The sequence below is a fragment of the Halomonas sp. YLGW01 genome (assembly GCF_014840935.1).
Classification (GTDB): domain Bacteria; phylum Pseudomonadota; class Gammaproteobacteria; order Pseudomonadales; family Halomonadaceae; genus Onishia.
In genome coordinates this window covers 3,363,683-3,388,719 of sequence record NZ_CP062005.1, presented here as the reverse complement: position 1 = coordinate 3,388,719, position 25,037 = coordinate 3,363,683, and the positions used below count along the sequence as shown (strand labels likewise).

The following is a 25,037-nucleotide window of genomic DNA, read 5'->3' as shown; positions in this document are numbered from 1 at the left end:
CCGCCCCTTCATGTCACGTCCCCTGCATCGCCGTCACTTCCTCACCGCCCTGGGCGCCGGCGCCGCCGGCCTCGCCGCGGCGCCCTTCGTATCCACCGCCCGCGCCGATGAGCCCATCACCTGGAAGATGGTCACCTCCTGGCCGAAGAACTTCCCGGCGCTAGGCACCGGCGCCAACGACCTCGCCAGGCGCATCAACGAGCTGTCTGGCGGGCGCCTGCGCGTCGAGGTCTATGGCGCCGGCGAGCTGGTGCCGGCCCTGGAGGTCTTCGATGCGGTCTCGTCGGGCACCGCCCAGATGGGGCACTCGGCCTCCTACTACTGGCGCGGCAAGGTGCCGGCAGCGCAGATGTTCACCGCCGTGCCCTTCGGCATGACCACCCAGGAGACCAATGCCTGGCTGTATCAGGGTGAGGGGCAGGCGCTGTGGGACGCGCTCTACGAGAAGCACAACCTGAAGCCCTTCGCGGTCGGCAACACCGGCACACAGATGGGCGGCTGGTTCAAGCGCGAGGTGAACTCGCTTGCGGACATGCAGGGGCTCAAGCTGCGCCTGCCGGGGCTCGCCGGCGAGGCCATGAACGGCATCGGCGTGACCACCCTGAACCTGCCGGGTGGCGAGATCTTCACCTCGATGCAGACCGGAGTACTGGACGCCGCGGACTGGGTGGGGCCCTACAACGACCTGGCCTTCGGCCTGCATCAGGTCGCCGACTACTACTACACCTCGGCCTGGAACGAGCCCAGCGCGATCCTCGAGGGCACCATCAACCTGGATGCCTGGCGGGCGCTGCCGGACGATCTCAAGGTGGTGGTGCAGGAAGCGGCACGCTCCGCCAACCAGGCCATGATCGACGAGTTCACCCTGCGCAATGCCGAGGCCCTGAAGACCCTGGTCGAGGAGCATGGCGTCCAGCTGCGCCAGTTCCCCGATGACGTGATGCAGGCGCTTTACGACTCGTCCCGGGCGGTGCTCGCGAAGCAGACTGAGGCCGATGAGGATTCCCGCCGGATCCTCGAGTCCTACCGCGCCTTCCAGGCGCTGGTGCGGCCCTTCAACGACATCGGCGAGTTCGCCTACCTGAAGAATCGGGAGATGGTCAGCGGTTGATCAGCGGGCCTCGGGCACGGCGCGGATGCGGCCGTTGTCGTCCATCGCCACCATCACGAAGCGGGCCTCGGTGACCTTGTGGAGTTCATCGGGGCTGCGCTCGTGGGGGGGCCGGATCCAGACCTCGACGTCGATCTTGATCGAGCTGCGGCCGATCTCACGCACGGCGGTGAAGACATTGACCACCGACCCCACGCGCACCGGGCACAGGAAGTCCATCGCCTCGATCGCGACGGTGGCGGTGCGACCGTGGGCGATGCGGCCCGCGGCGAGCTCCGCGGCCTGATCCATGTGCCCGACCAGCCAGCCGCCGGGGATATCGCCGTAGAGGTTGGTGTCCTGGCGCGTGGCCAGCAGCTTGAGAGTCAGCTGGCCCTGGGGGGTGGGCGCATCATCGAGATCGGTCATGGCGGCGTTTCCGGTGAGCTTGTTGTTGTTGAAGGTGTAGTAACATGAAGGCAAGCGGTGGTCCACGCAGAGGGGCCGATGGCGCCATCTTAACCGTCGGCTCCAGGTGTCACCACCCGGGGGCCGGGCGTCATCTGACTGCAATCTGACTGCGTCATCATCTCAGGGCACGCTGTCACGCCCCGGTCTGTCGGTCGCTGACCGGGCGTCACGCACCGCGGCTCGCGCGGACCCAAGCATACGAACCGGGCGCAGGTCAGGCCGTGCGTCCTCAAGGAGTGTTCCCATGGATATCACCAGCGATAGCCACAGCCAGCATATTTCCCGCCAGTTCAATCATGAGCTCGAGGACCTGAAGAACCACCTGATGGCCATGGGCGGCCTGGTCGAGAAGCAGGTGCAAGATGCCGTCACGGCCCTGCTCGAGGGCGACTCGGCGCTGGCCGAGCAGGTCTCCCGGCAGGATGAGGCCGTCAACGACATGCAGGTCAAGATCGATGAGGAGTGCACCCGGGTGCTGGCGCGGCGTCAGCCGGCGGCCTCGGACCTGCGCCTGGTGCTGGCGGTGACCCGTGCTGTGTCCGATCTCGAGCGCATCGGCGACGAGGCCACCAAGATCGCCCGCAACGCCCTGGCGCTGCTCGAGGCCAATCACGGCAACAAGGGCTTCGTCGAGGTGCGCCACCTGAGCGAGCGGGTGCGTAACATGATGCGCGACTCGCTGACCAGCTTCGCCCGCTTCGACACCGCCCTGGCCCTCAAGGTCGTCCACGAGGACGAGGGTGTCGACAGCGAGTACGCCACCGCCATGCGCTCGCTGATGACCTTCATGATGGAAGATCCCCGCTCCATCACCTCGGTGCTCAGCGTGATGTGGGTGCTTAGGGCCCTGGAGCGGATCGGCGATCATGCCAACAACCTGGCCGAGTACGTGATCTACCTGGTCAAGGGCCTGGATATCCGCCACGTCGATCCGGACAAGCTCGATGAGGATGCCCTCACGCGCAAGCGCTGAGCCTCACTGGACCCGTCCCGACGGCGCCGCCGCCCTCTGCGGCGGCGCCGTCGTTTCCGCATGGGGCGGCAAGATGCAGATGTGAAAGAAAGGGAGAGACGAGACGATGCTCAACGCCTTGACGGCGCTGACCCGCGGGACCCGGCTGGTGTTTAGCCCGGGCCTGAGACGCTATGTGTTCCTGCCGATGCTGGTCAATCTGGTGGTCTATGCCGCCGGGCTTCACTATGTGCTCGGTCATTTCGGCGGCTGGCTGGACGGCTGGATGGCGCTGGTACCGGGCTGGCTCGGCTGGCTCGAGTGGCTGATCTGGCCGCTGTTCGTGGTGACCCTGGTGCTGATGGTGTTCTTCAGCTTCACCCTGGTCACGCACCTGATCGCCGCCCCCTTCTATGGCTTTCTGGCAGCCAAGGTCGAAGCGCAGCAGACCGGTCGTGCCCCCCAGGACGAGCGTGGTCTTATGCGCGCCGGCCTCGACGCCTTGGGCAGGGAACTGGTCAAGCTCGGTTATATTCTGCCGCGCATGGCGCTCCTGTTCGTGCTGGGCTGGGTGCCGGTGGTCAACCTGCTGGCGCCGCCGCTGTGGCTCGCCTTCTCGGCCTGGGTGATGGCCATTACCTATCTGGACTACCCGATGGACAACAACGCCGTCAGCTTCGCCGAGATGCGTCGCCGACTGCGCCGCCGCTGGTGGCCGACCCTGACCTTCGGTGGCTGGGTCACCCTGCTGACCTGGATCCCGCTGGCGAATCTCTTCCTGCTGCCCGGCGCGGTGGCCGGCTCGGTGCTGATGTGGGAGCGCCACTATCGCGATCAGGGCCCCGCCGGCGAGGCGCTGGCGCCACGCCGCTGAGCCCGTTTCGGGCACGTCGATGCCAACAGGCAGGCCCCCGCCACCAGTGGCGGGGGCCTTTTCGTTTCAAGCCAGTACGTTTCAGGAGGTGCCTATTGGAAAGTGCGTCTCAACGAACGCTCTGCCACGAGACACCTTCCAGGGCGGAAGGTGCCAGGGCCTCGGGCGCGCGTCAGGCCAGTGCGGCCTGATCCTCGGTCAGGCGCTGGGTGGGGAAGACGCAGCGGAACAGGGCCCCTTGGCCGGGGTAGGAGGCAATCTCCAGACGGGCATCGTGGCGCAGCAGCACGTGCTTGACGATGGCGAGGCCCAGGCCGGTGCCGCCGGTTTCGGTGCTGCGGCCCTTGTCGACCCGGTAGAACCGCTCGGTGAGACGCGGAATATGCACGGGATCGATGCCCTCGCCGTCGTCCTCGACCTCCAGGGCCGCGCCGGCCGGGTGGTCGCGCCAGCGCAGCACGATCTGGCAGCCCTCGCCGCTGTAGCGCACGGCGTTGAAGGTCAGGTTGGAGATGGCGCTGCGTAGCTCCTTGGGATCCCCCAGCAGGGCGCGATCCGACTCGACGGCGATGCTGACCCGATGGCGCCCGTCTGACAGCGCCAGCGCGTCCCGGCGAATCGTGTCCAGCAGCGGGGGCAGGGAAACCCGCTCCCGGTGCGGGTTGGGCTGATCGATCTCCAGCCGTGACAGCATCAGGAGATCATCGACTAGGTTCTGCATCCGGGCGGTCTGGTCCTGCATCTGGCCAAGGCTCCTGGCCAGGCGCGGCGGCATCAGCTCGGCATGATCGGCATAGGTCTCCAGGTAGCCGCTCAGCACCGTCAGCGGGGTGCGCAGCTCGTGGGAGACGTTGGCCACGAAGTCGCGGCGCATCTGTTCCAGGCGGTGCAGGCGAGTGATATCGCGAGCCATCAGCAGGCGTTCGTCATCGCCATAGAGGGTCAGCTGGAACTGCAGGACGCGGCGATCGTCGATGGGTGAGGTCAGCGTCAGCGGCTCCCGGTAGGCCCGCCGATCGAAGTAGTCCACGAAGCGCGGGTCGCGGATCAGGTTGGTGATGTGCTGGCCCCGGTCCTGAGGGGGCCTCAGCCCCAGCATCGCCTCGGCCGAGCTGTTCCACCACTCCAGGTCGCCGCGGCGATCGAGCATTACCACGCTGTCGCTCATGGCCTCCGAGGAATCCTGGATGCGCTGCAGGGTGTTGCGCAGGCGCTGTTGAGTCTTGGCCTGGGCCTTCTGGTGGGTGTGCAGGCGATCGAAGATCGCGCCCCAGATGCCGCTTGCCGATGGCGGCTCGCTCTGGGGCATTCGGGTCAGCCAGCGGTGCAGGGCGTGCAGCTGGCGCAGGTGGAGGGTCAGATAGATCCCGAGTCCTAGCGCCAGGCCGACGCCGGGGGCGCCGAAGACCAGGCCCGACAGGGTCAGGACGATGCACAGCCAGGCCAGGCGTCGGAGTTCCAGAAACCAGAGGTCCATCGTGGGGTCAGCCCTTGGCGGAGAAGCGATAGCCCGTGCCGCGCACGGTCTGGATCAGGTGCTGATGGGCCTCGCCCAGCGCCTTGCGCAGGCGCCGGATATGCACGTCCACGGTGCGCTCCTCGACATAGACGTTGCCGCCCCACACTTGATCCAGCAGCTGGCTGCGGGTGTAGGCGCGCTCCGGGTGGGTCATGAAGAACTGCAGCAGGCGATACTCGGTGGGACCGATCTCCAGCGGGGCGCCATGGGTGCTGACCCGGTGGCTGGCGGGGTCGAGCATCAGCCCTTCGATCTCGACGACCTGCTCGACGCCCCTGGGGGTGGCGCGGCGCAGCACCGCCTTGAGCCTGGCCACCAGCTCCCGGGGCGAGAAGGGCTTGGTGATGTAGTCATCCGCCCCGGCCTCGAGGCCCTGGATCTTGTTGTCCTCCTCGCCCTTGGCGGTGAGCAGGATGATTGGCAGTTCGGCGGTGGCCTCGTCGCGCTTCAGGCGCCTGGCCAGCTCGATGCCGCTGGTGCCGGGCATCATCCAGTCGAGGACCAGCAGGTCGGGCTGATGGTCGACCACCATGGCATGGGCGGTCTGGGCATTGTCGGCCTCGAGGACCCGGTAGTCGGCCATCTCCAGGGCAATGGCGATCATCTCGCGAATGGCGGCTTCGTCATCGACGATCAGGACGGTCTTGGTGCTCATCTGGCTGGCCTCGCAAGGACAATGACAAGATGATGACGATTGCACCACGCTAACATGACATTGCCATGACAGGGGGCTCATACCAAGGTCGCTGACCCAGGGCGTGCCGCCACGTCCCGTCATGGCGGGCACGCGCCGGTTATCCAGCGTCAGAAGCGATAGAGTCGGCTCAGGGCGATGGCCATAGCGACAGCGCCAGGCCCGCGAAGAGGACCAGCCCCGCCCAGTGATTGTTGAGGAAGGCCTGGAAGCAGGGCATCCGGTCGCGGCCTCTGATCAGGCTGTGCTGGTAGACGAAGATCGCCGCCATGGCACCCAGTCCCAGCCAGAAGAAGCCACCGAGGCCCAGGCGGGCCCCGACCAGGCCCAGCAGCGCCAGAGTTAAGAGCTGCAGCAGCCCGATCATGACCCGGTCGGCGCGGCCGAACAGCACCGCCGTGGACTTGATGCCGATCTTCAGATCGTCGTCCCGGTCGACCATGGCATATTCGGTGTCGTAGGCCACCGTCCAGGCCAGGTTGGCCGCGAACAGCAGCCAGGCCTCGAGGGGCACTGCGCCGGTCACCGCCGAGAAGGCCATCGGGATGGCCATCGAGAAGGCGGCCCCTAGCACCACCTGGGGCAGGTGGGTGTAGCGCTTCATGAAGGGGTAGACGGCAGCCAGGGCCACGGCGGCCACCGACAGCAGCACCGTCAGGCCGTTGGTGAAGCACACCAGCACGAAGGCGGCCACGACCAGGGTCGCGAACAGCGTCTTGGCTTCGCGTTCGGTGATGCGCCCGGTGGCCAGCGGGCGCGCCTTGGTGCGCTTGACGTGGCCATCCAGGTGACGGTCGGCGTAGTCGTTGACCACGCAGCCCGCGGCGCGCATCAGGTAGACCCCGGCAACGAAGATCAGCAGCAGCCCGCGTTCGGGCGGACCCTCGGCGGCGAGCCACAGGGCCCACAGGGTCGGCCACATCAATAGCCAGGTGCCTATCGGGCGATCGAGGCGCATCAGCGCCAGGAAGTCGGGCAGGCGGGCCAGGCCGCGGGGGCGCTCGGCGTGATCCATCTTGGTCTCCAAGTGGGCTCTCCAGGTTCGGTCATGGGGCGGTCCTCGCCTGCCGGCCCGGCTAGCGGGGCGGCAGGCCCTGATCGGCGGCCATGGTATCGAGGAAGAACTCCTGCACCAGCACCGCGAAGCGCCCGTAGCGCAGCACCGAGCGGCGCCCCCAGGGGCCGCGTCCCGGGTGGAAGGCCGCCGCGTCGCGGCTGATCTCGATGGGGCCGCGTTCGAGGTCCGGCTGGCGGAACAGCCAGTGGCCCAGGGAGCGCTCGCCGAGCCGGTCCAGGCGCTGGCCGTGGAGGCTCTCGAGGGGTGCCACCGAGCGGGCCAGCACCCAGGGCCGCTCCTCGACGCACAGCGCCACCTCTCGCAGCCAGGCATGCCGGCGCGGCGCGAGGCCCAGTGCCTGCGCCTCGTCGCGTCCGGGACGGCCGATGCGCTGGTCGATCAGGTGCACCCGGAAGGGCCGGCCATCCGCGGCGGCGATCAGCCGCGCGGTCAGGGAGTCGCGGCTGGCGACCCAGCCCCACCAGGCGGGGCTCATCGCCGGCCGGGTCGCGGAGGCGGGATGCCAGCGCCGCCAGTGGGCGATGCGTCGGGGAGATGTCGGGTGATCGCGCACCGGGCGCCTCCAGGCCAAGTTCGGGGCGCATAGTGTACCATGAGGCCTTCATGTTATTGGCCGTCGGACTCCCCATGACCGCACCCTTGACCATCCTCGGCACCGGCATGGCCGGCATCCAGCTGGCCCGGCAGGTACGCGCCCGAGATGCCGCGCGATCGATTACCCTGATCACCGCCGACAGCGGCGACGACTATTCCAAGCCGCTGCTCTCCACCGGCTTCGCCAAGGGCCTGCCGCCGGAGCGGCTGGCCAGCCGCTCGGCGCTGGCGCTGGCCGAGGGCCTCGGTGCCGTGGTGCGCACCCATACCCGGGTCACCGGCCTCGACCCCGAGGCGCGTACCCTGGCGATCGGTGCCGAGACGCTGCCCTATGGCGAGCTGGTGCTGGCCACCGGGGCGGCACCGGCGATGCCCTTCGCGATCCCCTCGACGCTGGCCGGCCGGGTCTTCACCATCAACGACCTCGACGACTATCGCACCTTTCACTCGGCCCTCGAGGGGCTCGGCCGCCCGGCGCGGGTGGCGATCATCGGCAGCGGCCTGGTGGGCTGCGAGTATGCCAATGACCTGGTCGCCGGCGGTCATGGCGTGACCCTGATCGCCCCGGAGCCGACGCCGCTGGCGCGGCTGCTGCCCGAGCCCCTGGGTGCGGCGTTGGGAGCGGCCTTCCGGGAGGCCGGCATCGCCCTGGAGAGTGGTCGCACCCTGGCGGCGCTGGGCGAGGACGGCGATGGGGTGGCGCTGGCCCTCGACGATGGCCGGGGGCTCGAGGCGGACCTGGTGCTGGTGGCCACCGGCCTTTCGCCACGCACGGCACTCGCCGAGGCCGCGGGCCTGGCTGTGGGGCCCGAGGGCATCCACACCGATCGTTACCTGGCCACCTCGGCGCCGGGCATCCATGCGCTGGGGGACGTGGCCTGTGTCGATGGCGTCAATGCCATGTACGTGCAGCCCCTGCAGGCCGGTGCCAAGGCTCTGGCGGCCACCCTTACAGGCACCCCGACGCCGGTGGCTTACGGCCCTTGGCCGGTGCTGGTCAAGACCCCGCTGTTGCCGGTGGTGGCGCTGCCGCCGCGCCAGGCGCCGGCCCGCTGGCGCATCGAGGGCGAGGAGCGTGACTGGAGCGCCCTGGCGGAGGATGACGAGGGACGCCTGGTGGGATTTGCGTTGACAGGTGCCTGCGTGCGTCGGAAAGTCGAACTGGCACGAGCCGCCCCGGCGTTGCTAATCTAGGGTGGTTGATGGTGTCGCGGTGATCTCGATCCCCTCGGCATCTTGGCCAATCACCGGCTGGGTCTCGTCCATCTCCGATTCCACCAGAAACCGGCCTCATCACAACGTGGGGCGGCGGATGCCGCCTTGAACCGCACCACCAGGAGGGCTACATGCGCAAACCAGAACTCGCCTCGGCCATCGCCGAGCGTGCCGACCTGTCCAAGGACAAGGCCAGCCAGGTACTCAACGTCATTCTCGACGAGATCACCGGCAGTGTCGCCAAGGGCCAGGACGTGTCCCTGATCGGCTTCGGCTCCTTTACCGTTCGCGAGCGCGCCGCCCGCACCGGCAAGAACCCCCAGACCGGTCAGGCGCTGACCATCCCCGCCAGCAAGACCGTGGCCTTCAAGCCCGGCAAGGCCCTGAAAGACGCTGTCACCAAGTAGGCGCGGCCCCGCGCCGACGTGATGCGCCCCACCGGTCGCGCCGCGACCGGTGGGGCGATGTCCCTTCCCGAGAGATGCCCATGACGCTTCGACTGATGCTCTGGCTATTGAGCGTGATGCTCAAGCGCGCCCGGCGTCGCAAGGCGCCCTTCCGCGAGGCCCTGGCCGAGCTTGGCCACCTGGACTGGGGGATCGGCACCGAGGATCTCGCCATCGCCCGCCATTACCGGATGAGCCCCGCCAGCATCACCACCGGGCCCGGCCTGCCGGTGGATCTCGATCTCGAGCTACGCTTCGAGGATGCGGCCACGGCCGTCAGGATACTGCGCAAGCCCACTCAACGTGCCTTCCGCGAGGGGCTGATGGCCGGCTCGCTGCGCCTGGTCGGCGACAGCGGTGATCTGACCAGGCTGCAGCGGCTGCTCGGTCGGCTGTGACGGCTCGCTTCTTTCTTTCCCTTCTTTCTCTCCATCGGCCCTCGCTTTAACGGGGGGCTTTTCAAGCGGTCCTCCCCCTTATCGGTCTTCTTCGATCAGCTCTGTCCGTATCAGACCTGGCCGTAGCGGCCGGCTTCCTCGCCGAGCCAGCGCCGGATCAAGGGGGCGCTGGATGCCGGTGATTCCGCGAGCAGTGCCCGGGCCAGCGGGCCGACCCGCTCTAGCAGGTCCCGGTCGCGCTCCAGGTCGGCGATCTTCATCGCCGCGAGCCCCGTCTGGCGGGTGCCCAATACCTCGCCGGGGCCGCGCAGCTCCAGGTCCTTCTCGGCGATGCGAAAGCCGTCCGAGGTCTCGCGCATGACCCCCAGGCGCTCCCGGGAGTGCGCCGACAGCGGCGGGTGGTAGAGCAGCACGCAGAAGCTCTCGGTGGCGCCACGCCCGACCCGGCCGCGCAGCTGATGGAGCTGCGAGAGGCCCAGCCGCTCCGGGTTCTCGATGATCATCAGGCTGGCGTTGGGCACGTCGACACCGACCTCGATCACGGTGGTGGCGATCAGCAGATCCAGTTCGCCGGCCTTGAAGGCCGCCATCACCTCGGCCTTCTCACCGGCCTTCATGCGCCCGTGCACCAGCCCGATGGCGAGTCCCGGCAGCGCCTCGGTGAGGCTCTCGTGGGTGGCCTCGGCGGCCTGGCACTGCAGGGCCTCGGATTCCTCGATCAGGGTGCAGACCCAGTAGGCCTGGCGGCCCTCGGCGCAGGCCCGCTCGATGCGCGCGACCACCTCGGGACGGCGCTCGTCGGGCACCGCCACGGTCTGCACGGGAGTGCGTCCCGGCGGCAGCTCGTCGATCACCGAGACGTCCAGGTCCGCATAGGCGCTCATCGCCAGGGTGCGGGGGATCGGGGTGGCGGTCATCACCAGCTGGTGGGGCGTCAGGCCGGCGGCCTCGCCCTTCTCGCGCAGCGCCAGGCGCTGGTGGACGCCGAAGCGGTGCTGCTCGTCGATGATGGCGAGCCCCAGGCACTGGAAGTGCACGTCGGCCTGGAAGAGCGCGTGGGTGCCTACCACCAGCTGCACGCGGCCGTCGGCCAGCGCCGCCTTGGTATCGAGCCGCGCCTTGCCCTTGAGCTTGCCGGCGAGCCAGGCCACCTCGATGCCGAGCGGTTCGAGCCAGTCGCGAAAGGTGCGGTAGTGCTGTTCGGCGAGCAGCTCGGTGGGCGCCATCATGGCCACCTGACAGCCGCCGGCGATGGCGGTGAGCGCCGCCATCGCCGCCACTACCGTCTTGCCCGAGCCCACGTCGCCCTGCACCAGGCGCAGCATCGGCTGCGGGCGTTCGAGGTCCAGGCCGATCTCGTCGAGCACCCGACGCTGGGCGCCGGTCAGCGAAAACGGCAGCTTCGAGACGAAGCGCGCCTGCAGGCCGCGGCCGGAGGGCAGCGGCGGGGCGCCATCGGCCTGAATGCGCTGGCGCACCAGGCGCAGGCTGAGCTGATGAGCCAGCAGCTCCTCGAGCGCCAGGCGGCGCTGAGTCGCGTGGGTGCCCGCCTTCAACTGCTCCAGGTCGGCCTCCGGAGGCGGGTGGTGCAGATAATTCAGCGCGGCGTGCAGCTCGGGCAGTCGGAAGCGCTCGCGAAGGCCGGCGGGAATCCAGTCCGGCAGGGCCGCCGGGGCCTCGTCTAGCAGTCGCATGGCCTGATCGATCAGGCCGCGCAGCCGCGCCTGGTTGAGGCCCTCGGTGGCGGGGTAGAGCGGCGTCAGGTGCTCGTCGACCACCGCCTCACCGGCCTTGAGCAGGCGATATTCCGGGTGATAGATCTCGAGCCCGGTGGCACCGGCGCGGGCCTCCCCGAAGGCGTGCACCCGGGTGCCGGGCTGGAACTGCTGCTGCTGGGTCGGCGAGAAGTGGAAGAAGCGCAGGCTCAGGATGCCGGAGCCATCGGTGAGGCGTACCAGCAGGCTGCGCCGGCGGCCCTTGATCACGTCGCAGGCCGCCACCTCGCCCTGCACCACCGCCTCGTGGCCGGCGCGTAGGGTGCCGATGGGGGTCACCCGAGTGCGGTCCTGGTAGCGCAGCGGCAGATGAAAGAGCAGGTCGGCGATGCTCGCCACCCCGAGCCGGCCAAGCTTGCCGGCGAGGGCCTCGCCGACCCCCTTGAGGGCACTGACGTCCTGAGTCAGGTCGCTCATGTGGCCTCGAGCTGGCGGGTCCGGCAGCGCCGGATGGCCTCGGTGAGGGTGTCGATGGCCTTGGGCCGTGGGAAGCTGGCGCGCCAGGCGATCGCCACGGTGCGCGAAGGCACGTCGCTGGCGAAGGGCCGGGCCGTGAGCACGCCGGCCTCGTAGTGGCCGGTGCCGATCGCCGAATGGGGCAGCACCGTGATGCCGAGCTTGGAGGCCACCATGTGGCGGATGGTCTCAAGCGACCCCCCTTCGGCGGTCAGGGTATTGTTGGGGCTGTTGAGCTTGGCGCTGATCGCCGGGCAGGCCTCGAGGATCTGATCCCGGAAGCAGTGGCCCTCGCCTAGCAGCAGCAGCCGCTCCTTGAGCAGGTCCTCCTTGGCGATGGCCTCCCGGGCGGTCCAGGGGTGATCGGCGGGCAGCAGCACCTCGAATTCCTCATCGTAGACTGGCTTGGTCAGCACGTCGGTCTCGGTGAAGGGCAGCGCGACGATGATCGCATCGAGTTCGCCGCTTCTCAGCTTGCGCCGCAGGTCGGCGGTGAAGCCTTCCTCGATGTAGAGCGACATCTGTGGTGCGGTGCGGGTCAGTTCCGGGATCAGGTAGGGGAACAGGTAGGGGCCGATGGTGTAGATGGCGCCGATGCGCAGGGGGCTCGCCAGCTGGTCCTTGCCGGCATTGGCCAGCTCGCGGATCACGCTCGACTGCTCGAGCACCCGCTGGGCCTGCTCGACGATCTGCTCGCCTAGGGGCGTGACCTGTACCGTGGACTTGGAGCGCTCGAACAAGGCTACCCCGAGCTCCTCCTCGAGCTTCTTGACCGCCACCGACAGGGTCGGCTGAGAGACGAAGCAGCGCTCGGCGGCGCGACCGAAATGACGCTCCTGGGCCAAGGTTACGATGTAGCGGAGTTCTGTTAGAGTCATGGTGATGCCTGGCGGCGCTCTCGCAGTAAATGAACAGGATGGTTCTGATAGCTACTTTTTATCAAGGGGCAGGGAAAAGGTGAAGAAGACGACACTGATTATCGGCTGTGGTGACATCGGCACGACCCTGGGCAAGCGTCTGATCGAGGCGGGCCAGCGGGTAGTGGGCGTTCGCCGCCAGGCCCAGCAACTCGAGGGCAGCGGTATCGAGCCGCTGTCCCTAGACATTCATGGCGAAGGCGCGGCGAGTGAACTGCCCGATGCCGATATTCTGGTCTATGTGCTGAGCGCCGACCGCTTCGAGGAAGACGCCTACCGCGCCGCCTATCCGGCCGGCCTCAAGGCGGTGCTTGATGAGTTTGCCGGTCGGTCGACCCCGCCGCGCCATGTCTTCTTCGTGTCCTCCACCAGCGTCTACGCGCAGCGCGAGGGCGAGGAGGTCGACGAGGACAGTCCCATCGAGCCCAGCGGCTTCTCCGGCCAACTGATGCAGGAGGCCGAGCAGGCGCTGATCGATGATGCCTTGCCGGGCACCGTGGTGCGCTTCTCGGGCATCTACGGCCCGGGTCGTGATCGGCTGATCCGTCAGGCCGGCGAGGGGCGTATCGCCGCCGCCAACCCTCCCATGTACTCCAACCGTATCCATCGGGACGACTGTGCCGGGGTGCTCGCACACCTGATTCAGCGCGTGCTGGATGAGGCGCCGGTGGAGCCGCTGTATCTGGCCACCGACTGCGAGCCGGCGCCGCTGCACGAGGTGATGACCTGGCTCGCCGCCAAGCTCAAGGTCGAGTCCACTCAGGTCATCCAGTCGCCGCTGCGCCGTCGGGCCAGCAAGCGCTGCAGCAACGCCCGCCTGCTCGCCTCCGGTTATGTCTTCCACTATCCGAGCTATCGCGAGGGCTATGCTCAGGTGCTGGAGGCCGGCGGTTTCCTGCCCGTGACGACGCGCTGAGCCTGCCGGCGGGCCGGTTCGTAGTTACAGCCGCCAGCGATAGCCCAGCGAGAGGACCTCGAGGCCGTCATTGGGCGGCTTGAGGCTGGCATTGGAGTAGTGCGCCAGGGCCAGCTGCAGGGTGCCGTCGGCCAGTGGCCAGCCCATCGCCAGCCGATCCTCGAACTGACCGGCGGTGCCCAGCTCGCGGTCGCGCAGGTGGGCGTCGAGGAACAGCGCGGCGCCGATGCCGCCCTCGACGAAGGTGCCGCCGGCGAAGGTGTAGCGCAGGGCCGGTGCCAGGATCAGCGCCGCATTCGACGCCTCGCGATTACGCCCGGGCAGCAGCAGCAAGCGACCGGCCAGCTGTAGCGACCAGGGCTGGAAGGCCCGCGGCAGCCAGGGTGGCGCCATGAAGCCGTGATGCAGGCCAAGCGCCAGCGTCGGATGCTCCTCATTGCTGATGCCGGCTTCCAGGCCGGGTTCCAGTGCCCAGGCACCTCCCCCACTCATCCCCCAACCGATCAGGCCGGCGACCAGCGCGCTTCGCCACCGCCGAGTTACCCTATGCGTGACTGGTTGCATGGCTGCCTCCGGAATCTCGCTAAGCGGAGGCCGACGTCGCCAGGCCTTCGTAGCGTGGCCCCTCCTCCGTGATCACCGATTCGATGAGTCTCAGCTGAGTATAGTGCCAGTTGAGGGCGATACCGGGCAGGGCGCCCGGAGCGGGGGGCACGGCATGGCGCAGCAGGGTGACGTGGGGTAGGAAGGTGCGCTCGGGAGGGGAGAGTCCCTCGCAGGCTAAGGCCTGCCAGAGGCGGTGATGCAGGGTGGTGAGCCTGGGTGTCGGGGCCTGGCTGCCGAGCCAGAGGACGCCGCCGCGGGGAAAGTAGCCGAAGCGGTCGAGGCTGAAGGCCTCTGCCGGGCAGGGGAAGGCCTCGGTGAGCGCCACCAGGGAGGCCAGGCGCGCGTCGTGCACCCGACCCAGGAAGGCCAGGGTCAGGTGCAGGTGTTCGGGGGCAACGGGCCGCCCGTGACAGGCAAGGTGCGCCTGGCCGGCCGTGCGCGCCAGGGCCTCGCGCACGGCCGGGTCGGGCCACAGCGCGAGGAACAGGCGACGGCCGTTGGCCATGGGGTCAGTCGCCGATGACCATCACCGCCTCGGCTTCGAACTGGCTGCCCTTGGGCAGCGCCTTGATACCGACGGCGGCGCGGGCCGGGTAGGGAGTTTCGAAGAACTCTTCCATCACCCGGTTCACGATCGCGAAGTTGTCGAGATCGACCAGGTAGAGGTTGATCTTGACGATGTCCTGCAGCGAGCCGGCGGCTTCTTCGCAGACCGCGGACAGGTTCTTGAAGACCTGGCGAGCCTGAGCCTCGAAGTCGTCCGAGACCAGCTCCATGGTGGCCGGGTCCAGCGGGATCTGGCCGGAGATGTAGACGGTGTTCCCGGCCTTGATGGCCTGGGAATAGGGGCCGATGGCGGCGGGGGCTTTCTCGGTGTTGATGACGGCTTTGTTGCTCATGGCAATGCTCCTGTTGTGATTGTAGCGGGAAATACACGACGGAACCCTCTGCCCGAGGGTCTCGGGCAGAGGAAGGAAAAGGCCTCAGTTGCGAACGCGGGTGATCTTGGCGACGTGGGGCAGGTTGCGAATTCGCTTCATGATGCGTGCCAGGTGGACGCGATCGTGCACCGACAGGGTCAGGTTGACGATCGACAGCCGGGCGTCGCGCTCCTCGATGCCGATGCGCTCGATGTTGGCGTCGGCATCGGTGACCAGGCTGGCCAGCTCGGCGACCAGGCCGCGGCGGCTCTCCATGTGGAGGCGCAGTGCCACCGGGAAGTCGTCCTGGATGTGCTCGGACCAGGACAGGGTGAACAGCTTGTCCGGGTCGTTCTTCAGCTCCACCAGGTTGCGGCACTCGGTGCGGTGCACCACGATCCCCTTGCCCACCGAGAGATGGCCGATGACCGGGTCGCCGGGCAGCGGGTGGCAGCAGCGGGCGAACTGGATCACCATGTTGTCGGCGCCGCTGATCACGATCGCGCGCTCGGCCTTGCCGGGCTGAACGTCATCGACGATCGCCTGGTCCTCGGGCAGGTGGTCGGCCAGTCGCCGGGCGATGGCATGCGCCAGGCGATTGCCCAGGCCGATCGATTCCAGCAGCTCGTCGCTGCGCTTGAGCGACAGCTCCTTGAGCAGGGCCGGCAGGGCGCCCTTGGGCAGTTCCTCGAGGCTCAGCTCGTAATCGGCCAGCGCCTTGTTGAGCAGGCGATGCCCCAGCTGCACGGATTCGGTGTGCTGCTGGTGCTTGAGCGCATGGCGGATCGCCGAACGCGCCTTGGCGGTCATCACGAACGAGAGCCAGGCGGTGTTGGGCCGGGCGCCCGGGGCGGTGATGATCTCGAGGGTCTGGCCGCTTTCCAGGCGGCTCGACAGAGGCGCCAGCTGACGATCGATGCGACAGGCGATGCAGCTGTTGCCGATATCGGTGTGCACGCTGTAGGCGAAATCGATCACCGTGGCGCCCTGGGGCAGCTCCATGATGTCGCCCTTGGGCGTGAACACGTAGATGTCGTCGGGGAACAGGTCGTTCTTGACGTGCTCGATGAACTCCAGTGAATTGCCCGCCTGGCGCTGCATCTCGAGCAGGCCGCGTACCCATTCCCGAGCCCGGGCGTGGCTGCCGGCGGCGATCGGCCGCTCGGTCTGGCCGGCCTTGTAGAGCCAGTGGGCGGCGATGCCGTTGTTGGCCATGGCCTCCATCTCGCGGGTACGGATCTGCACCTCGATGGGCATGCCGCCGGAGCCGAACAGGGTGGTGTGCAGGCTCTGGTAGCCGTTGGCCTTGGGGATGGCGATATAGTCCTTGAAGCGTCCCGGCACCGGCTTGTAGAGGTTGTGCACCGCGCCGAGGATGCGATAGCAGCTATCGACGTCGTCGGTGATGATGCGAAAGCCGAACACGTCCATGATCTCGGCGAACGGCTTGCGCTGGTCGCGCATCTTGCGATAGATCGACAGGAGGTGCTTCTGGCGCCCGACCACCGTGCCCGGCAGGCCGTCGTCGTCGAGGCATTTCTGCAGGCTCGACTGGACCTGACGGATGGTGGTGCGGCGGTTGCCGCGGGCCTTGCCCACGGCGCGCTTGATGCGTTCGGCGCGCATCGGGTGCAGGGCCTGGAAGGACAGGTCCTCGAGCTCGACGCGGATGGTGTTGATGCCCAAGCGTCCGGCGATGCGGGCGTAGATCTCGAGGGTCTCGCGGGCGATGCGGCGCTTCTTTTCCGGGCGCAGCGCGCCCAGGGTGCGCATGTTGTGCAGGCGGTCGGCGAGCTTGACGATGATCACCCGGATATCCCGGGACATCGCCAGCACCATCTTCTGGAAGTTCTCGGCCTGGGCGACGGCCTTGTCCTCGAAGGCGATCTGGGTCAGCTTCGAGACGCCATCGACCAGTTCCGCCACCGGCTCGCCGAACTGCTGGGCGAGGGCCTTCTTCGAGACGCCGGTATCCTCGATGACGTCATGCAGCATGGCGGCCATCAGGGCCTGATGGTCCATGTGCATGTTGGCGAGGATATTGGCGACCGCCAGCGGGTGGGTCACATAGGGCTCGCCGGAGCGGCGACGCTGGCCGTCATGGGCCTGCTCGGCATAGTAGAAGGCGCGCTTGACCTGGCGGATTTCCTCCGAGGGAAGATAGCCGCCGAGGCGGTCGGCCAGGTCATCGATGGTGAACATGCAGCACGCCTATACCCGGAACGCAAAGGAAAGATTGACGATACCAGAATTCAGCGCGGTTGCGTCATTCCTCGCCCATTTCGGGCTCGCGGCGGGGACGCACCGGCGCCTCGATCGGCTCGTTGAGCACGTTCTCGTCGATCTTCTGGGCGGCGATCTCGCGCAGCGCCATGACCGTGGGCTTGTCGTTTTCCCAGGGCAGCAGGGCGTCGCGGGAGCCGCGGGCCAGCTGACGCGCACGCTGGGTGGAGATCATCACCAGCTTGAAGCGGTTTTCGACGTGTTCCAGACAATCTTCGACGGTGACTCGCGCCATGATCAGGTACCTGAGTTCGAGGGATGGGAAAGATGATGCGTTCGCCAGCCCCGTCGAGGGGCCGTCGACGGGCACGCTTGGGGACCGAGCAGTCTACTGTAGCCCTTCGTCCTGTGACAAGAGCGACGCCAGCAGCGGGCCCTGGCGTTCGCGTACCCGGGCGAGCCGAGTACGCTGGCCGCGCACCAGGGCCTCGAGCTCGGCCAGAGCGGTGGCGAAGTCATCGTTGATGATCACGTGGGCGTATTCGTCATAGTGCGACATCTCGCTGATGGCATCGCGCATGCGCCGCTCGATGACCGCGGTGTCATCGGTGCCGCGGCCGGCCAGTCGCTCGCGCAGGGCGACTCTGGACGGCGGCAGGATGAACACCGACTCGGCCTCGGGCATCTGGGCGCGCACCTGGCGGGCGCCCTGCCAGTCGATCTCCAGGATCACGTCCTCGCCGGCCGCCAGGCGGGCCTCCACCGCGGGACGCGAGGTGCCGTAGTAGTTGTCGAAGACCCGGGCGTGCTCGAAGAACTCGCCGCGCTCGATCATCTCCTCGAAGTGGTCGCGGTCGACGAAGTGGTAGTTGACCCCGTCCACCTCGCCCGGACGCTTTTCGCGGGTGGTATGGGAGACCGAGACGCCGATGCCGTCGAGGTGCTCGAGCAGCGCCTTGACCAGACTGGTCTTGCCGGCCCCGGAGGGGGCGGAAACGATGTAGAGGGTGCCGTGGGACATGAGGAAACCTTTGACGCGCCGATGACGGACCGGGGGCGCCCGAAATCCGCCGCTCAATAAAGGGGAGGAGGGATTATCGCATACCGTGCCGGCCTCTGGGATAATAGCCTGCTAATTTCGCGCCGCCTGACGGTTGCGTCACCATTGTCTCAGGGAGCGTGACATGCCAACGGACTCGACCCGTCCATCTTCGAACCCCCGCCTGGCCGAGAAGGCCCTGGCGCTGGGCGGGTTCGCCATCGGCACCACCGAATTCGTGATCATGGGCTTGATGCAGCGCATCGCCGACGACTACGGCATCGCGGTTCAGGACGTGGGCCTGGCGATCAGCGCCTATGCCCTGGGGGTGGTGGTCGGTGCGCCGCTGATCTCGGCGATCGGCGCAAAGATTCCTCGGCGGCGATTGCTGATCGGCCTGATGGTGCTGTTCGCCGCCAGTAACCTGCTAACCCTGCTGGCGCCTTCCTTCTATGGTTTCGTCGCCCTGCGCTTCTTTGCCGGCCTGCCCCACGGGGTCTATCTGGGGGTGGCGGCGCTGGTGGCCGCCAACGTCGCCGAGCCCCACGAGCGCGGCCGCGCCGTTGGCCGGGTGCTGGTGGGTCTGACCCTGGCGATCCTCGCCGGGGCGCCGCTGGCCACCTGGGTCGGCGGCCTGCTGGGGTGGAAGGCGGCCTTCGTGCTGGTAGGGGCGCTGGGGCTCGCCACCGCGCTGCTGGTGCGGTTGTGGGTGCCGGTGCAGCCGCCCAATGACGGCGCTTCCCTGCGCTCGGAGCTCTCGGCGATCACCAAGCCGCGGGTGCTCTATACCCTGGCCGTGGCCTGCGTCGGCTTTGCCGGCATGTTCAGCGTGTTCAGTTATGCCATGCCGACCCTGACCCATCAGGCCGGCATGCCCGAGGCCCTGGGGCCGCTGGTGCTGGCGACCTTCGGGGTCGGCTCGGTGATCGGCAATCTGGTCGGTGGCCGGCTCGCCGACGCCAACCAGCGCCTGGCCATCGGCGGGGCCCTGGTCTGGGCGGCATTCTGTCAGCTGGGTTTCTTCCTTGCCGCCGATCAGATCTGGAGCGGGATGCTGTTCGTCGGCCTAGTGGGCACCTGTGGTGCCTTGGTGCCGCCGCTGCAGACCCGGCTGATGGATGTGGCCGGTGATGCCCAGACCATGGCCGCGACCCTCAATCACGCCGCCTTCAACATCGCCAATGGCCTCGGTGCCTGGCTCGGCGGCCTGGCGGTGACGGTCGGCCTCGGCTGGTCGGCCACCGGTCTGGTGGGCATGGTCATGGCGCTGGGCGGCCTTATGATCTTCCTGTTTGCCCTGGCCCGGGAGCGGGCGACCCAGGTGGTGGCCTGATTCGGCGCGGGTCTGATGCCCCGCTCCACATTCGCGCAAGGAGAGACCATGACCACTGCCGGCGATCGCCGCACCAAGGAATCGGCACTGCCCTTCCTGGGGGTGGCGCTTGCGTTTCTGATCACCATGCTGGGCACGACCCTGCCCACCCCCATGTACCCGGTCTATCAGGCGCGCTTCGATTTTTCGCAGCTGACCATAACGGTGATCTTCGCCGTCTATGCGCTGGGGGTGATGGGGGCCCTGGTGGCGACCGGGCGCTGGTCGGATCAGCTCGGGCGGCGCCCGATGCTGGGGGCGGGGCTTCTGGCGGCGGCGCTCAGCGATGTGATCTTCCTGTCCAGCGACGGCCTTTCAAGCCTGCTGGTCGGCCGCTTCGTCTCGGGAGTGTCCGCCGGCATCTTCACGGCCACCGCCACGGTGGCCGTGATGGAGCTGGCGCCGGCGGCCTGGTCGCGGCGGGCGGCCTTCCTCGCCACCGCGGTCAATATGGGCGGCCTGGGGCTGGGGCCGATCATCGCCGGCCTCCTGGTCGAGTACCTGCCCTGGCCGCTGCGCCTGGCCTATGGGATGCATCTGGCGCTGGCCGCCCTGGCGGCGTTGGCAATCCTCAAGGCGCCGGAGACCGTGACCCGTCCGGTGCGACCGCGGCTCACCCTGCAGCGACTGCAGGTGCCGGAAGCGGTTCGCGCCATCTTCCTGCCCGCGGCAATCGCCGGTTTCGCGGGCTTCGCCCTGCTGGGCTTCTTCACCGCCACGGCTCCGGCCTTCATGATCGGCGTGCTCGGCCATGACAACCTGGCGCTGGCGGGGCTTGCCGCCGGCTCGGTGTTCTTCGCCTCGACCCTCGGCCAGCTCCTGCAGGAGCGCTTCCCGGCGCCCTGGCGGCTGCCGCTGGGGTGTGCCGGGGTGATCCTGGGCGCCTCGCTGGTGGGCGTCGGTATCGGGCTTGCCTCGCTTCCGTTCTTCCTGCTCGGGGCGCTCGTCGCGGGCATCGGTCAGGGCATGGCCTTTCGCGCGGGCCTGGGGGCCGTCGTGCAGGCGAGTCCCGCCGACCAGCGCGGCGGGGTCGCCGCGACCTTCTTCATCGTGGCCTATATTGCCCTGTCGATTCCGGTGGTGGGCATCGGGCTGGCGGTCCGTGCCTTCGGCCTGGCACCCGCCGGTATGGCCTTCGCCGGCGGCGTCGCGCTGCTGGCGGGAACGTCGCTCGTGAGTCTTGTAGGGATGAGGCGCCGTGCGGGGCAGGGCTAAACGGCCAGGCCGTCATGCCTTCCTGCACGAGCTCCCAAGAACGAGTCTTCCTGAGCGAGCTTTTCTGAACGTCCCCTCTTAAACGAGTAACGCCGGGCCATGGGCCCGGCGTTGTTGGTTGTGCTCGAGGGACGACGTCGCGAGAGGCTGTCTGATCGGCCGACAGGCGGCAGGCCTATTCGATGTTCTGGATCTGTTCGCGCATCTGCTCGATCAGCACCTTGAGCTCCACGGCGCTGCGAGTGGTCTCGGCGACCACCGATTTCGACGACAGGGTGTTGGCCTCCCGGTTGAGCTCCTGCATCAGGAAGTCCAGGCGCCGGCCCACCGGGCCCGTCAGTGTAAGCTGGCGCTCGACTTCGCCAACGTGGGTCGTCAGGCGATCGAGCTCCTCGTCGACATCGGCCTTCTGGGCCATCAGGGTCAGTTCGGCCTCCAGGCGCTGGGGATCGAGCTCGGCGCGTACCGTCTCCAGGCGTTCGAGCAGCTGGGCTCGCTGGCGCTTGAGGATCTCGGGCAGCAGGGCCTGCACCTCACCGACCTGCTCGCGCACGGCGGCGAGCCGGCTTCTGATCAGCGCGGCGAGCTCGGCACCCTCCCGGGCGCGGGCCTCGACGAGGGCCTCAAGCGCCTCGGTGAAGAGTGCCTGGGCGCTCTCGGTCACGACGTCGATATCCGGGCCGTCGGCCTTAAGCACGCCAGGATGGTCGAGCAGCGCCAGGGCATCGGGCATGGCGGCCTCGGGGAGCGTGCGGCGCACCTCGGTGAGGGCATTGGCCAGGCCGGTCAGGCGCTTGGCATTGACGCTCAGGGCCTCGCCGCTGGCCGGCACGAAGCGCAGGGTGCACTCCACCTTGCCACGGTTCAGCCGCTGGCGCAGGGCGTCGCGGTAGCCGGGCTCCAGGCCGCGCAGGGTCTCGGGCAGGCGGAAATGCAGGTCGAGATAGCGCTGGTTGACCGAGCGCAACTCGAGCTCGAGGCTGCCCCAGTCGGCTTCCCGGCTGGCCCGGGCGAAGGCGGTCATGCTGTGCACCATGTCGGCTCCTGGCGGTATTCCTGAGGGGAAAGATGCGCTCACAGTGTAACCGATTCCCCCGGGGGAGCGTGTAGAATGGCGCCACGCGCCGGCCCTCGCCGGCCTCTGTTCAGATTCACGCAACGAGAGATGCCATGTCCACCGCACCCCTGCGCCCCAGCGGCCGCCAGCCCGATCAGCCCCGCGATATCCGCCTGACCCGCGACTACACCCGCCACGCCGAAGGCTCGGTGCTGGTGGAGTTCGGCGACACCAAGGTGCTGTGCAACGCAAGCGTCGAGGCCGGTGTGCCGCGCTGGCTGCGCGGCAAGAACCAGGGCTGGGTGACCGCCGAGTACGGCATGCTGCCGCGGGCCACTCATTCCCGCAGCGGTCGCGAGGCGAGCCGCGGCAAGCAGGGCGGCCGCACCCTGGAGATCCAGCGCCTGATCGGCCGCTCGCTGCGCGCCGCGGTCGATCTCAAGCAGCTCGGCGAGTTCACCATCACCGTCGACTGCGACGTGATCCAGGCCGATGGCGGCACCCGCACCGCCTCGATCACCGGCGGCTGCGTGGCACTGGTCGACGCCATCCGCTACCTGCAGCGCGAGAAGAAGTTGAAGAAGGACCCCTTCAAGCAGCTGGTCAGTTCGGTCTCGGTGGGGCTCTTCAAGGGTCAGCCGGTGGTCGATCTCGACTACCCGGAGGACAGCCGCGCCGACACCGACATGAACGTGGTGATGACCGAGCAGGGCGGGCTGATCGAGGTCCAGGGCACCGCCGAGGCGGGTGCCTTCTCCCGGGCCGAGCTCAACGCCATGCTCGATCTGGCCGAGGGCGCGGGGACCTCGCTGTTCGACCATCAGCGCGAGGCACTGGGCATTCGCCAGTAGCGCTTTTCTTGACCAAGGCATGCCCCAGAACGCAAGACGCCGGCTCGGGGCCGGCGTCAGGGGGAGGTCGTGAGCGCCCGGGGTGACAGGCGCGGGCGACGGGCGTGCGAAGGGCGTACTAAGGGCGCACTAAGGGAACAGGGGGCGCTCAGATCTCCAGGTCGTATTCGACGATCAGCGGCGCATACTCCGAGAAGGTCGCGTCACGGTCGATCCAGGCGTCCACCACGTGGCGGCGGAAGTTCGGCCCGACCAGCTGGTAGTCGAGACGCCAGCCTTCCTGGCGGGAGCGCGGCTGATGCTGGTCCAGCGCCGGCCACCAGGTGTATTCGCCGGCGTCGCGGTTGACCTCGCGGAAGGTGTCGATGAAACCGATCGGCCCGAACACCTGATCCATCCAGGCCCGCTCCTCGGGCTTGAAGCCCGGGGTGGTCTGGTTGTCGGCCCAGTTGGCCAGGTCGATGGTCTTGTGAGCCACGTGCCAGGTGCCGCAGATGATGTACTCGCGGCGCTTGCGCGCCATCTTGCCGAGATAATCCTGATACTGGCTCATGAAGTCCTGCTTGGCGGTCGGGTCGCTGCCGTCCGGCATCAGGAAACTGGCGATGCTGAAACGGTCGTAGTCGGCCTGCAGGAAGCGGCCCTCGTTGTCGCACTGGGGGAAGCCCAGCCCGTACATGATGGCCTTGGGAATCTTGCGGCAATAAAGTCCCACGCCGGAGAAACCGTCTTCCTCGGCGTCGAGGAAGTAGCCTTCGTAACCTTCCGGGTACAGGATGCTGTCGTCCAGCTCGAAGCTCTTGGCCTTGAGGTTCTGGACGCAGACGACATCGGCATCCTGACCGGCCAGCCAGTCGAGAAAGCCTCGCTCGACCGCTTCGCGGATGCCGTTGACGTTGATGGTGGCGATTTTCATTACGTGGTCCCTTTTCCGTCGCGCGTGTATGATACCCGACGTTTCGACGTTTGGGTAAATGGCCGTGGGGTCAGGGCAGTCAGGAGATTCGAGGATGGCAGCGAGCGGGACGGTTAGCATGCAGGACTATCAGCGCGAGTTCATCGAGTTCGCCATCGAACAGGGGGTGCTCAAGTTCGGTGAGTTCACCCTCAAGTCCGGCCGCGTCAGTCCCTACTTCTTCAATGCTGGCCTCTTCAAGAGCGGCTCGGCGCTGGCCCGGCTGGGACGCTTCTACGCTCAGGCCATCTCCGACAGCGGCCTTGAGATCGACGTGCTGTTCGGTCCCGCCTACAAGGGCATCCCGCTGGCGGCCAGCACCGCCGTGGCGCTCGCCGATCACCATCAGCGTGATCTGCCGTTTTCCTTCAACCGCAAGGAAGCCAAGACCCATGGCGAGGGCGGCAATATCGTCGGCGCCGCGCTCGAGGGCCGGGTGCTGATCATCGATGACGTGATCACCGCCGGCACCGCGATCCGCGAAGTGATGACGCTGATCGACGACGCGGGCGCCCAGGCCGCCGGGGTGGTGATCGCCCTGGATCGCCAGGAGTGCGGCAGCGTCGAGGACGGCGCCGAGCGGCGCAGCGCCATCCAGGACGTCGAGGCGCGCTACGGCATGCCGGTAGTCAGCATCGTCACCCTGGACATGGTACTGGCCTACCTGGAAGCCTACGCCTCAAAGGCCATGCAGGGCCATGCCCAGGCCATCCGCGACTATCGCGCCCGCTATGGCGTGTCCGCCGATGGCGCGGGTGTTTGATGACTCTCACGATACACATCACAAGGAAAGCTTCATGAAGTTCAACATCAGCGCCCTCGGCGGCGCCGCCCTCCTCGCCGCCAGCCTGACCTGCCAGGCGGGCAACCTGGACCTGAACCTCAACGACGACGCCGTGCAGTTCGAGGCGGCGGGGCAGGTGGCACCGGGCATCGCCCTGGGCGGTGGTTTCCTGGAAAGCGACGACGAGTTCGACGTCGAGGTCGGCCATGTGCAGCTGCTCGGCACCCAGCGCAACCGGGCCTACGACATGGGCCTCGGCGCCCGCTGGACCCAGTTCGATACCGCCATCGGCGACGGCGGCGGCTTGGGGCTGGGCGGCTACGGCTACGCCTTCCTGCCGCGTATCCCGCTGCTCTCGGTGGGCGGCTATGCCTTCTATACGCCGGGCGTGACGGCGACCCAGGACCTGGATCGCAGCACCGAGTACGGCCTGCGGGCGCGCTACTCCTTCACCCCGAGCGTCGATGGCTATGTCGGCTACCGCCGCCTGCGCGGCGAGTTCGACGGCAGCGACGGCACCACCACCCTGGACAGTGGCGCCAACATCGGCGTGCGGCTGAACTTCTAAGACGGTCTCGCCCCGTCTGCCGCGTCGGGCCCCAGCTGGGGCCCGACTGCGT

27 protein-coding genes are annotated in these 25,037 nt (G+C 68.0%); 12 read left to right on the top strand and 15 right to left on the bottom strand.

Annotation, left to right across the window (positions count from 1 at the left end; translation table 11 throughout):
• Positions 1-22: 22 nt before the first annotated feature.
• Positions 23-1,111 (top strand): TRAP transporter substrate-binding protein, encoded by a 1,089-nt coding sequence (locus tag IEJ03_RS15500; RefSeq protein ID WP_192037367.1) that lies wholly within the window; start codon positions 23-25, stop codon positions 1,109-1,111.
• Here IEJ03_RS15500 and IEJ03_RS15495 read toward each other — a convergent pair whose 3' ends face one another.
• Positions 1,112-1,519: an acyl-CoA thioesterase gene (locus IEJ03_RS15495; RefSeq protein WP_192035682.1), complete on the bottom strand. Its 408-nt coding sequence runs from the start codon at positions 1,517-1,519 to the stop codon at positions 1,112-1,114.
• Positions 1,520-1,805: 286 nt separating this feature from the next.
• On the opposite strand from IEJ03_RS15495, the gene phoU reads away from it, so the two are divergent.
• Positions 1,806-2,534: a phosphate signaling complex protein PhoU gene (gene phoU / locus IEJ03_RS15490; RefSeq protein WP_192035681.1), complete on the top strand. Its 729-nt coding sequence runs from the start codon at positions 1,806-1,808 to the stop codon at positions 2,532-2,534.
• A gap of 106 nt (positions 2,535-2,640) precedes the next feature.
• Complete coding sequence (cysZ, locus tag IEJ03_RS15485) at positions 2,641-3,387, top strand: sulfate transporter CysZ (protein WP_192035680.1); 747 nt, start codon at positions 2,641-2,643, stop codon at positions 3,385-3,387.
• A gap of 172 nt (positions 3,388-3,559) precedes the next feature.
• Here cysZ and phoR read toward each other — a convergent pair whose 3' ends face one another.
• From phoR to IEJ03_RS15465, 4 genes are all read right to left on the bottom strand, one after another.
• On the bottom strand, positions 3,560-4,864 hold the full coding sequence (gene phoR / locus IEJ03_RS15480) for a phosphate regulon sensor histidine kinase PhoR (protein WP_192035679.1): 1,305 nt from the start codon (positions 4,862-4,864) through the stop codon (positions 3,560-3,562).
• Between the two features lie 7 nt (positions 4,865-4,871).
• A complete protein-coding gene (gene phoB / locus IEJ03_RS15475; RefSeq protein ID WP_192035678.1) occupies positions 4,872-5,561 on the bottom strand; it encodes a phosphate regulon transcriptional regulator PhoB in 690 nt (229 codons plus the stop codon).
• Positions 5,562-5,730: 169 nt separating this feature from the next.
• Positions 5,731-6,615, bottom strand: coding sequence for a 4-hydroxybenzoate octaprenyltransferase (gene ubiA, locus IEJ03_RS15470; protein WP_192037366.1), 885 nt, complete (start codon positions 6,613-6,615; stop codon positions 5,731-5,733).
• A gap of 61 nt (positions 6,616-6,676) precedes the next feature.
• Positions 6,677-7,153, bottom strand: a complete 477-nt coding sequence (locus tag IEJ03_RS15465) for a chorismate lyase (protein WP_192037365.1) — start codon at positions 7,151-7,153, stop codon at positions 6,677-6,679.
• A 152-nt stretch (positions 7,154-7,305) separates the two neighbouring features.
• Here IEJ03_RS15465 and IEJ03_RS15460 point away from each other — a divergent pair, with 152 nt between their 5' ends.
• The 3 genes from IEJ03_RS15460 (at position 7,306) to IEJ03_RS15450 (ending at position 9,331) form a co-directional block, all read left to right on the top strand.
• A complete protein-coding gene (locus tag IEJ03_RS15460; RefSeq protein WP_192035677.1) occupies positions 7,306-8,466 on the top strand; it encodes an FAD-dependent oxidoreductase in 1,161 nt (386 codons plus the stop codon).
• 152 nt (positions 8,467-8,618) lie between these two features.
• Complete coding sequence (locus tag IEJ03_RS15455) at positions 8,619-8,894, top strand: HU family DNA-binding protein (protein ID WP_192035676.1); 276 nt, start codon at positions 8,619-8,621, stop codon at positions 8,892-8,894.
• A gap of 80 nt (positions 8,895-8,974) precedes the next feature.
• Positions 8,975-9,331, top strand: a complete 357-nt coding sequence (locus IEJ03_RS15450) for a hypothetical protein (protein WP_192035675.1) — start codon at positions 8,975-8,977, stop codon at positions 9,329-9,331.
• A 110-nt stretch (positions 9,332-9,441) separates the two neighbouring features.
• Here IEJ03_RS15450 and recG read toward each other — a convergent pair whose 3' ends face one another.
• Positions 9,442-11,523 (bottom strand): ATP-dependent DNA helicase RecG, encoded by a 2,082-nt coding sequence (gene recG / locus IEJ03_RS15445; RefSeq protein WP_192035674.1) that lies wholly within the window; start codon positions 11,521-11,523, stop codon positions 9,442-9,444.
• A complete protein-coding gene (locus tag IEJ03_RS15440) occupies positions 11,520-12,440 on the bottom strand; it encodes a hydrogen peroxide-inducible genes activator (RefSeq protein ID WP_192035673.1) in 921 nt (306 codons plus the stop codon). Before IEJ03_RS15440 ends, recG begins: the two co-directional genes overlap by 4 nt.
• Before the next feature lie 79 nt (positions 12,441-12,519).
• Here IEJ03_RS15440 and IEJ03_RS15435 point away from each other — a divergent pair, with 79 nt between their 5' ends.
• Positions 12,520-13,395: an SDR family oxidoreductase gene (locus IEJ03_RS15435; protein WP_192035672.1), complete on the top strand. Its 876-nt coding sequence runs from the start codon at positions 12,520-12,522 to the stop codon at positions 13,393-13,395.
• Positions 13,396-13,419: 24 nt separating this feature from the next.
• Here the strand turns inward: IEJ03_RS15435 and IEJ03_RS15430 are convergent, their stop codons facing one another.
• From IEJ03_RS15430 to gmk, 6 genes are all read right to left on the bottom strand, one after another.
• The gene (locus IEJ03_RS15430; protein WP_192035671.1) at positions 13,420-13,959 is read right to left on the bottom strand and encodes an acyloxyacyl hydrolase; all 540 of its coding nucleotides are present in this window, start codon (positions 13,957-13,959) and stop codon (positions 13,420-13,422) included.
• A 19-nt stretch (positions 13,960-13,978) separates the two neighbouring features.
• Complete coding sequence (thpR, locus tag IEJ03_RS15425; protein WP_192035670.1) at positions 13,979-14,506, bottom strand: RNA 2',3'-cyclic phosphodiesterase; 528 nt, start codon at positions 14,504-14,506, stop codon at positions 13,979-13,981.
• 4 nt (positions 14,507-14,510) lie between these two features.
• Positions 14,511-14,900 (bottom strand): RidA family protein, encoded by a 390-nt coding sequence (locus IEJ03_RS15420; protein WP_192035669.1) that lies wholly within the window; start codon positions 14,898-14,900, stop codon positions 14,511-14,513.
• Positions 14,901-14,984: 84 nt separating this feature from the next.
• Positions 14,985-17,123, bottom strand: a complete 2,139-nt coding sequence (locus IEJ03_RS15415; RefSeq protein ID WP_192035668.1) for a RelA/SpoT family protein — start codon at positions 17,121-17,123, stop codon at positions 14,985-14,987.
• A gap of 64 nt (positions 17,124-17,187) precedes the next feature.
• Positions 17,188-17,439 carry a DNA-directed RNA polymerase subunit omega gene (rpoZ, locus tag IEJ03_RS15410; RefSeq protein ID WP_192035667.1) on the bottom strand — a complete coding sequence of 84 codons (252 nt, stop codon included), beginning with the start codon at positions 17,437-17,439 and terminating at the stop codon, positions 17,188-17,190.
• Positions 17,440-17,532: 93 nt separating this feature from the next.
• The gene (gene gmk / locus IEJ03_RS15405) at positions 17,533-18,165 is read right to left on the bottom strand and encodes a guanylate kinase (RefSeq protein WP_192035666.1); all 633 of its coding nucleotides are present in this window, start codon (positions 18,163-18,165) and stop codon (positions 17,533-17,535) included.
• 163 nt (positions 18,166-18,328) lie between these two features.
• Here gmk and IEJ03_RS15400 point away from each other — a divergent pair, with 163 nt between their 5' ends.
• On the top strand, positions 18,329-19,516 hold the full coding sequence (locus tag IEJ03_RS15400) for an MFS transporter (RefSeq protein ID WP_192035665.1): 1,188 nt from the start codon (positions 18,329-18,331) through the stop codon (positions 19,514-19,516).
• Positions 19,517-19,564: 48 nt separating this feature from the next.
• Entirely contained in the window at positions 19,565-20,770 is a 1,206-nt protein-coding gene (locus IEJ03_RS15395; RefSeq protein ID WP_192035664.1) for an MFS transporter, read from the top strand.
• Between the two features lie 175 nt (positions 20,771-20,945).
• Here IEJ03_RS15395 and IEJ03_RS15390 read toward each other — a convergent pair whose 3' ends face one another.
• Positions 20,946-21,806, bottom strand: a complete 861-nt coding sequence (locus IEJ03_RS15390; RefSeq protein WP_192035663.1) for a YicC/YloC family endoribonuclease — start codon at positions 21,804-21,806, stop codon at positions 20,946-20,948.
• A 134-nt stretch (positions 21,807-21,940) separates the two neighbouring features.
• On the opposite strand from IEJ03_RS15390, the gene rph reads away from it, so the two are divergent.
• Positions 21,941-22,678, top strand: coding sequence for a ribonuclease PH (rph, locus tag IEJ03_RS15385; RefSeq protein ID WP_277950332.1), 738 nt, complete (start codon positions 21,941-21,943; stop codon positions 22,676-22,678).
• 148 nt (positions 22,679-22,826) lie between these two features.
• Here the strand turns inward: rph and IEJ03_RS15380 are convergent, their stop codons facing one another.
• On the bottom strand, positions 22,827-23,594 hold the full coding sequence (locus IEJ03_RS15380) for an exodeoxyribonuclease III (protein WP_192035662.1): 768 nt from the start codon (positions 23,592-23,594) through the stop codon (positions 22,827-22,829).
• Between the two features lie 118 nt (positions 23,595-23,712).
• On the opposite strand from IEJ03_RS15380, the gene pyrE reads away from it, so the two are divergent.
• Both pyrE and IEJ03_RS15370 read left to right on the top strand, forming a co-directional pair.
• Positions 23,713-24,396: an orotate phosphoribosyltransferase gene (gene pyrE, locus IEJ03_RS15375; RefSeq protein WP_192035661.1), complete on the top strand. Its 684-nt coding sequence runs from the start codon at positions 23,713-23,715 to the stop codon at positions 24,394-24,396.
• Between the two features lie 34 nt (positions 24,397-24,430).
• Positions 24,431-24,985 carry a YfaZ family outer membrane protein gene (locus tag IEJ03_RS15370; protein WP_192035660.1) on the top strand — a complete coding sequence of 185 codons (555 nt, stop codon included), beginning with the start codon at positions 24,431-24,433 and terminating at the stop codon, positions 24,983-24,985.
• Positions 24,986-25,037: the final 52 nt, after the last annotated feature.

Bases quoted from the DNA above. Each gene is read 5' to 3' on its own strand.
- IEJ03_RS15495 (WP_192035682.1), bottom strand. From the start codon at position 1,519: ATGACCGATCTCGATGATGCGCCCACCCCCCAGGGCCAGCTGACTCTC.
- phoU (WP_192035681.1), top strand. From the start codon at position 1,806: ATGGATATCACCAGCGATAGCCACAGCCAGCATATTTCCCGCCAGTTC.
- cysZ (WP_192035680.1), top strand. From the start codon at position 2,641: ATGCTCAACGCCTTGACGGCGCTGACCCGCGGGACCCGGCTGGTGTTT.
- phoR (WP_192035679.1), bottom strand. From the start codon at position 4,864: ATGGACCTCTGGTTTCTGGAACTCCGACGCCTGGCCTGGCTGTGCATC.
- phoB (WP_192035678.1), bottom strand. From the start codon at position 5,561: ATGAGCACCAAGACCGTCCTGATCGTCGATGACGAAGCCGCCATTCGC.
- ubiA (WP_192037366.1), bottom strand. From the start codon at position 6,615: ATGGATCACGCCGAGCGCCCCCGCGGCCTGGCCCGCCTGCCCGACTTC.
- IEJ03_RS15465 (WP_192037365.1), bottom strand. From the start codon at position 7,153: ATGAGCCCCGCCTGGTGGGGCTGGGTCGCCAGCCGCGACTCCCTGACC.
- IEJ03_RS15460 (WP_192035677.1), top strand. From the start codon at position 7,306: ATGACCGCACCCTTGACCATCCTCGGCACCGGCATGGCCGGCATCCAG.
- IEJ03_RS15455 (WP_192035676.1), top strand. From the start codon at position 8,619: ATGCGCAAACCAGAACTCGCCTCGGCCATCGCCGAGCGTGCCGACCTG.
- IEJ03_RS15450 (WP_192035675.1), top strand. From the start codon at position 8,975: ATGACGCTTCGACTGATGCTCTGGCTATTGAGCGTGATGCTCAAGCGC.
- recG (WP_192035674.1), bottom strand. From the start codon at position 11,523: ATGAGCGACCTGACTCAGGACGTCAGTGCCCTCAAGGGGGTCGGCGAG.
- IEJ03_RS15440 (WP_192035673.1), bottom strand. From the start codon at position 12,440: ATGACTCTAACAGAACTCCGCTACATCGTAACCTTGGCCCAGGAGCGT.
- IEJ03_RS15430 (WP_192035671.1), bottom strand. From the start codon at position 13,959: ATGCAACCAGTCACGCATAGGGTAACTCGGCGGTGGCGAAGCGCGCTG.
- thpR (WP_192035670.1), bottom strand. From the start codon at position 14,506: ATGGCCAACGGCCGTCGCCTGTTCCTCGCGCTGTGGCCCGACCCGGCC.
- IEJ03_RS15420 (WP_192035669.1), bottom strand. From the start codon at position 14,900: ATGAGCAACAAAGCCGTCATCAACACCGAGAAAGCCCCCGCCGCCATC.
- IEJ03_RS15415 (WP_192035668.1), bottom strand. From the start codon at position 17,123: ATGTTCACCATCGATGACCTGGCCGACCGCCTCGGCGGCTATCTTCCC.
- rpoZ (WP_192035667.1), bottom strand. From the start codon at position 17,439: ATGGCGCGAGTCACCGTCGAAGATTGTCTGGAACACGTCGAAAACCGC.
- gmk (WP_192035666.1), bottom strand. From the start codon at position 18,165: ATGTCCCACGGCACCCTCTACATCGTTTCCGCCCCCTCCGGGGCCGGC.
- IEJ03_RS15400 (WP_192035665.1), top strand. From the start codon at position 18,329: ATGCCAACGGACTCGACCCGTCCATCTTCGAACCCCCGCCTGGCCGAG.
- IEJ03_RS15395 (WP_192035664.1), top strand. From the start codon at position 19,565: ATGACCACTGCCGGCGATCGCCGCACCAAGGAATCGGCACTGCCCTTC.
- IEJ03_RS15390 (WP_192035663.1), bottom strand. From the start codon at position 21,806: ATGGTGCACAGCATGACCGCCTTCGCCCGGGCCAGCCGGGAAGCCGAC.
- rph (WP_277950332.1), top strand. From the start codon at position 21,941: ATGTCCACCGCACCCCTGCGCCCCAGCGGCCGCCAGCCCGATCAGCCC.
- IEJ03_RS15380 (WP_192035662.1), bottom strand. From the start codon at position 23,594: ATGAAAATCGCCACCATCAACGTCAACGGCATCCGCGAAGCGGTCGAG.
- pyrE (WP_192035661.1), top strand. From the start codon at position 23,713: ATGCAGGACTATCAGCGCGAGTTCATCGAGTTCGCCATCGAACAGGGG.
- IEJ03_RS15370 (WP_192035660.1), top strand. From the start codon at position 24,431: ATGAAGTTCAACATCAGCGCCCTCGGCGGCGCCGCCCTCCTCGCCGCC.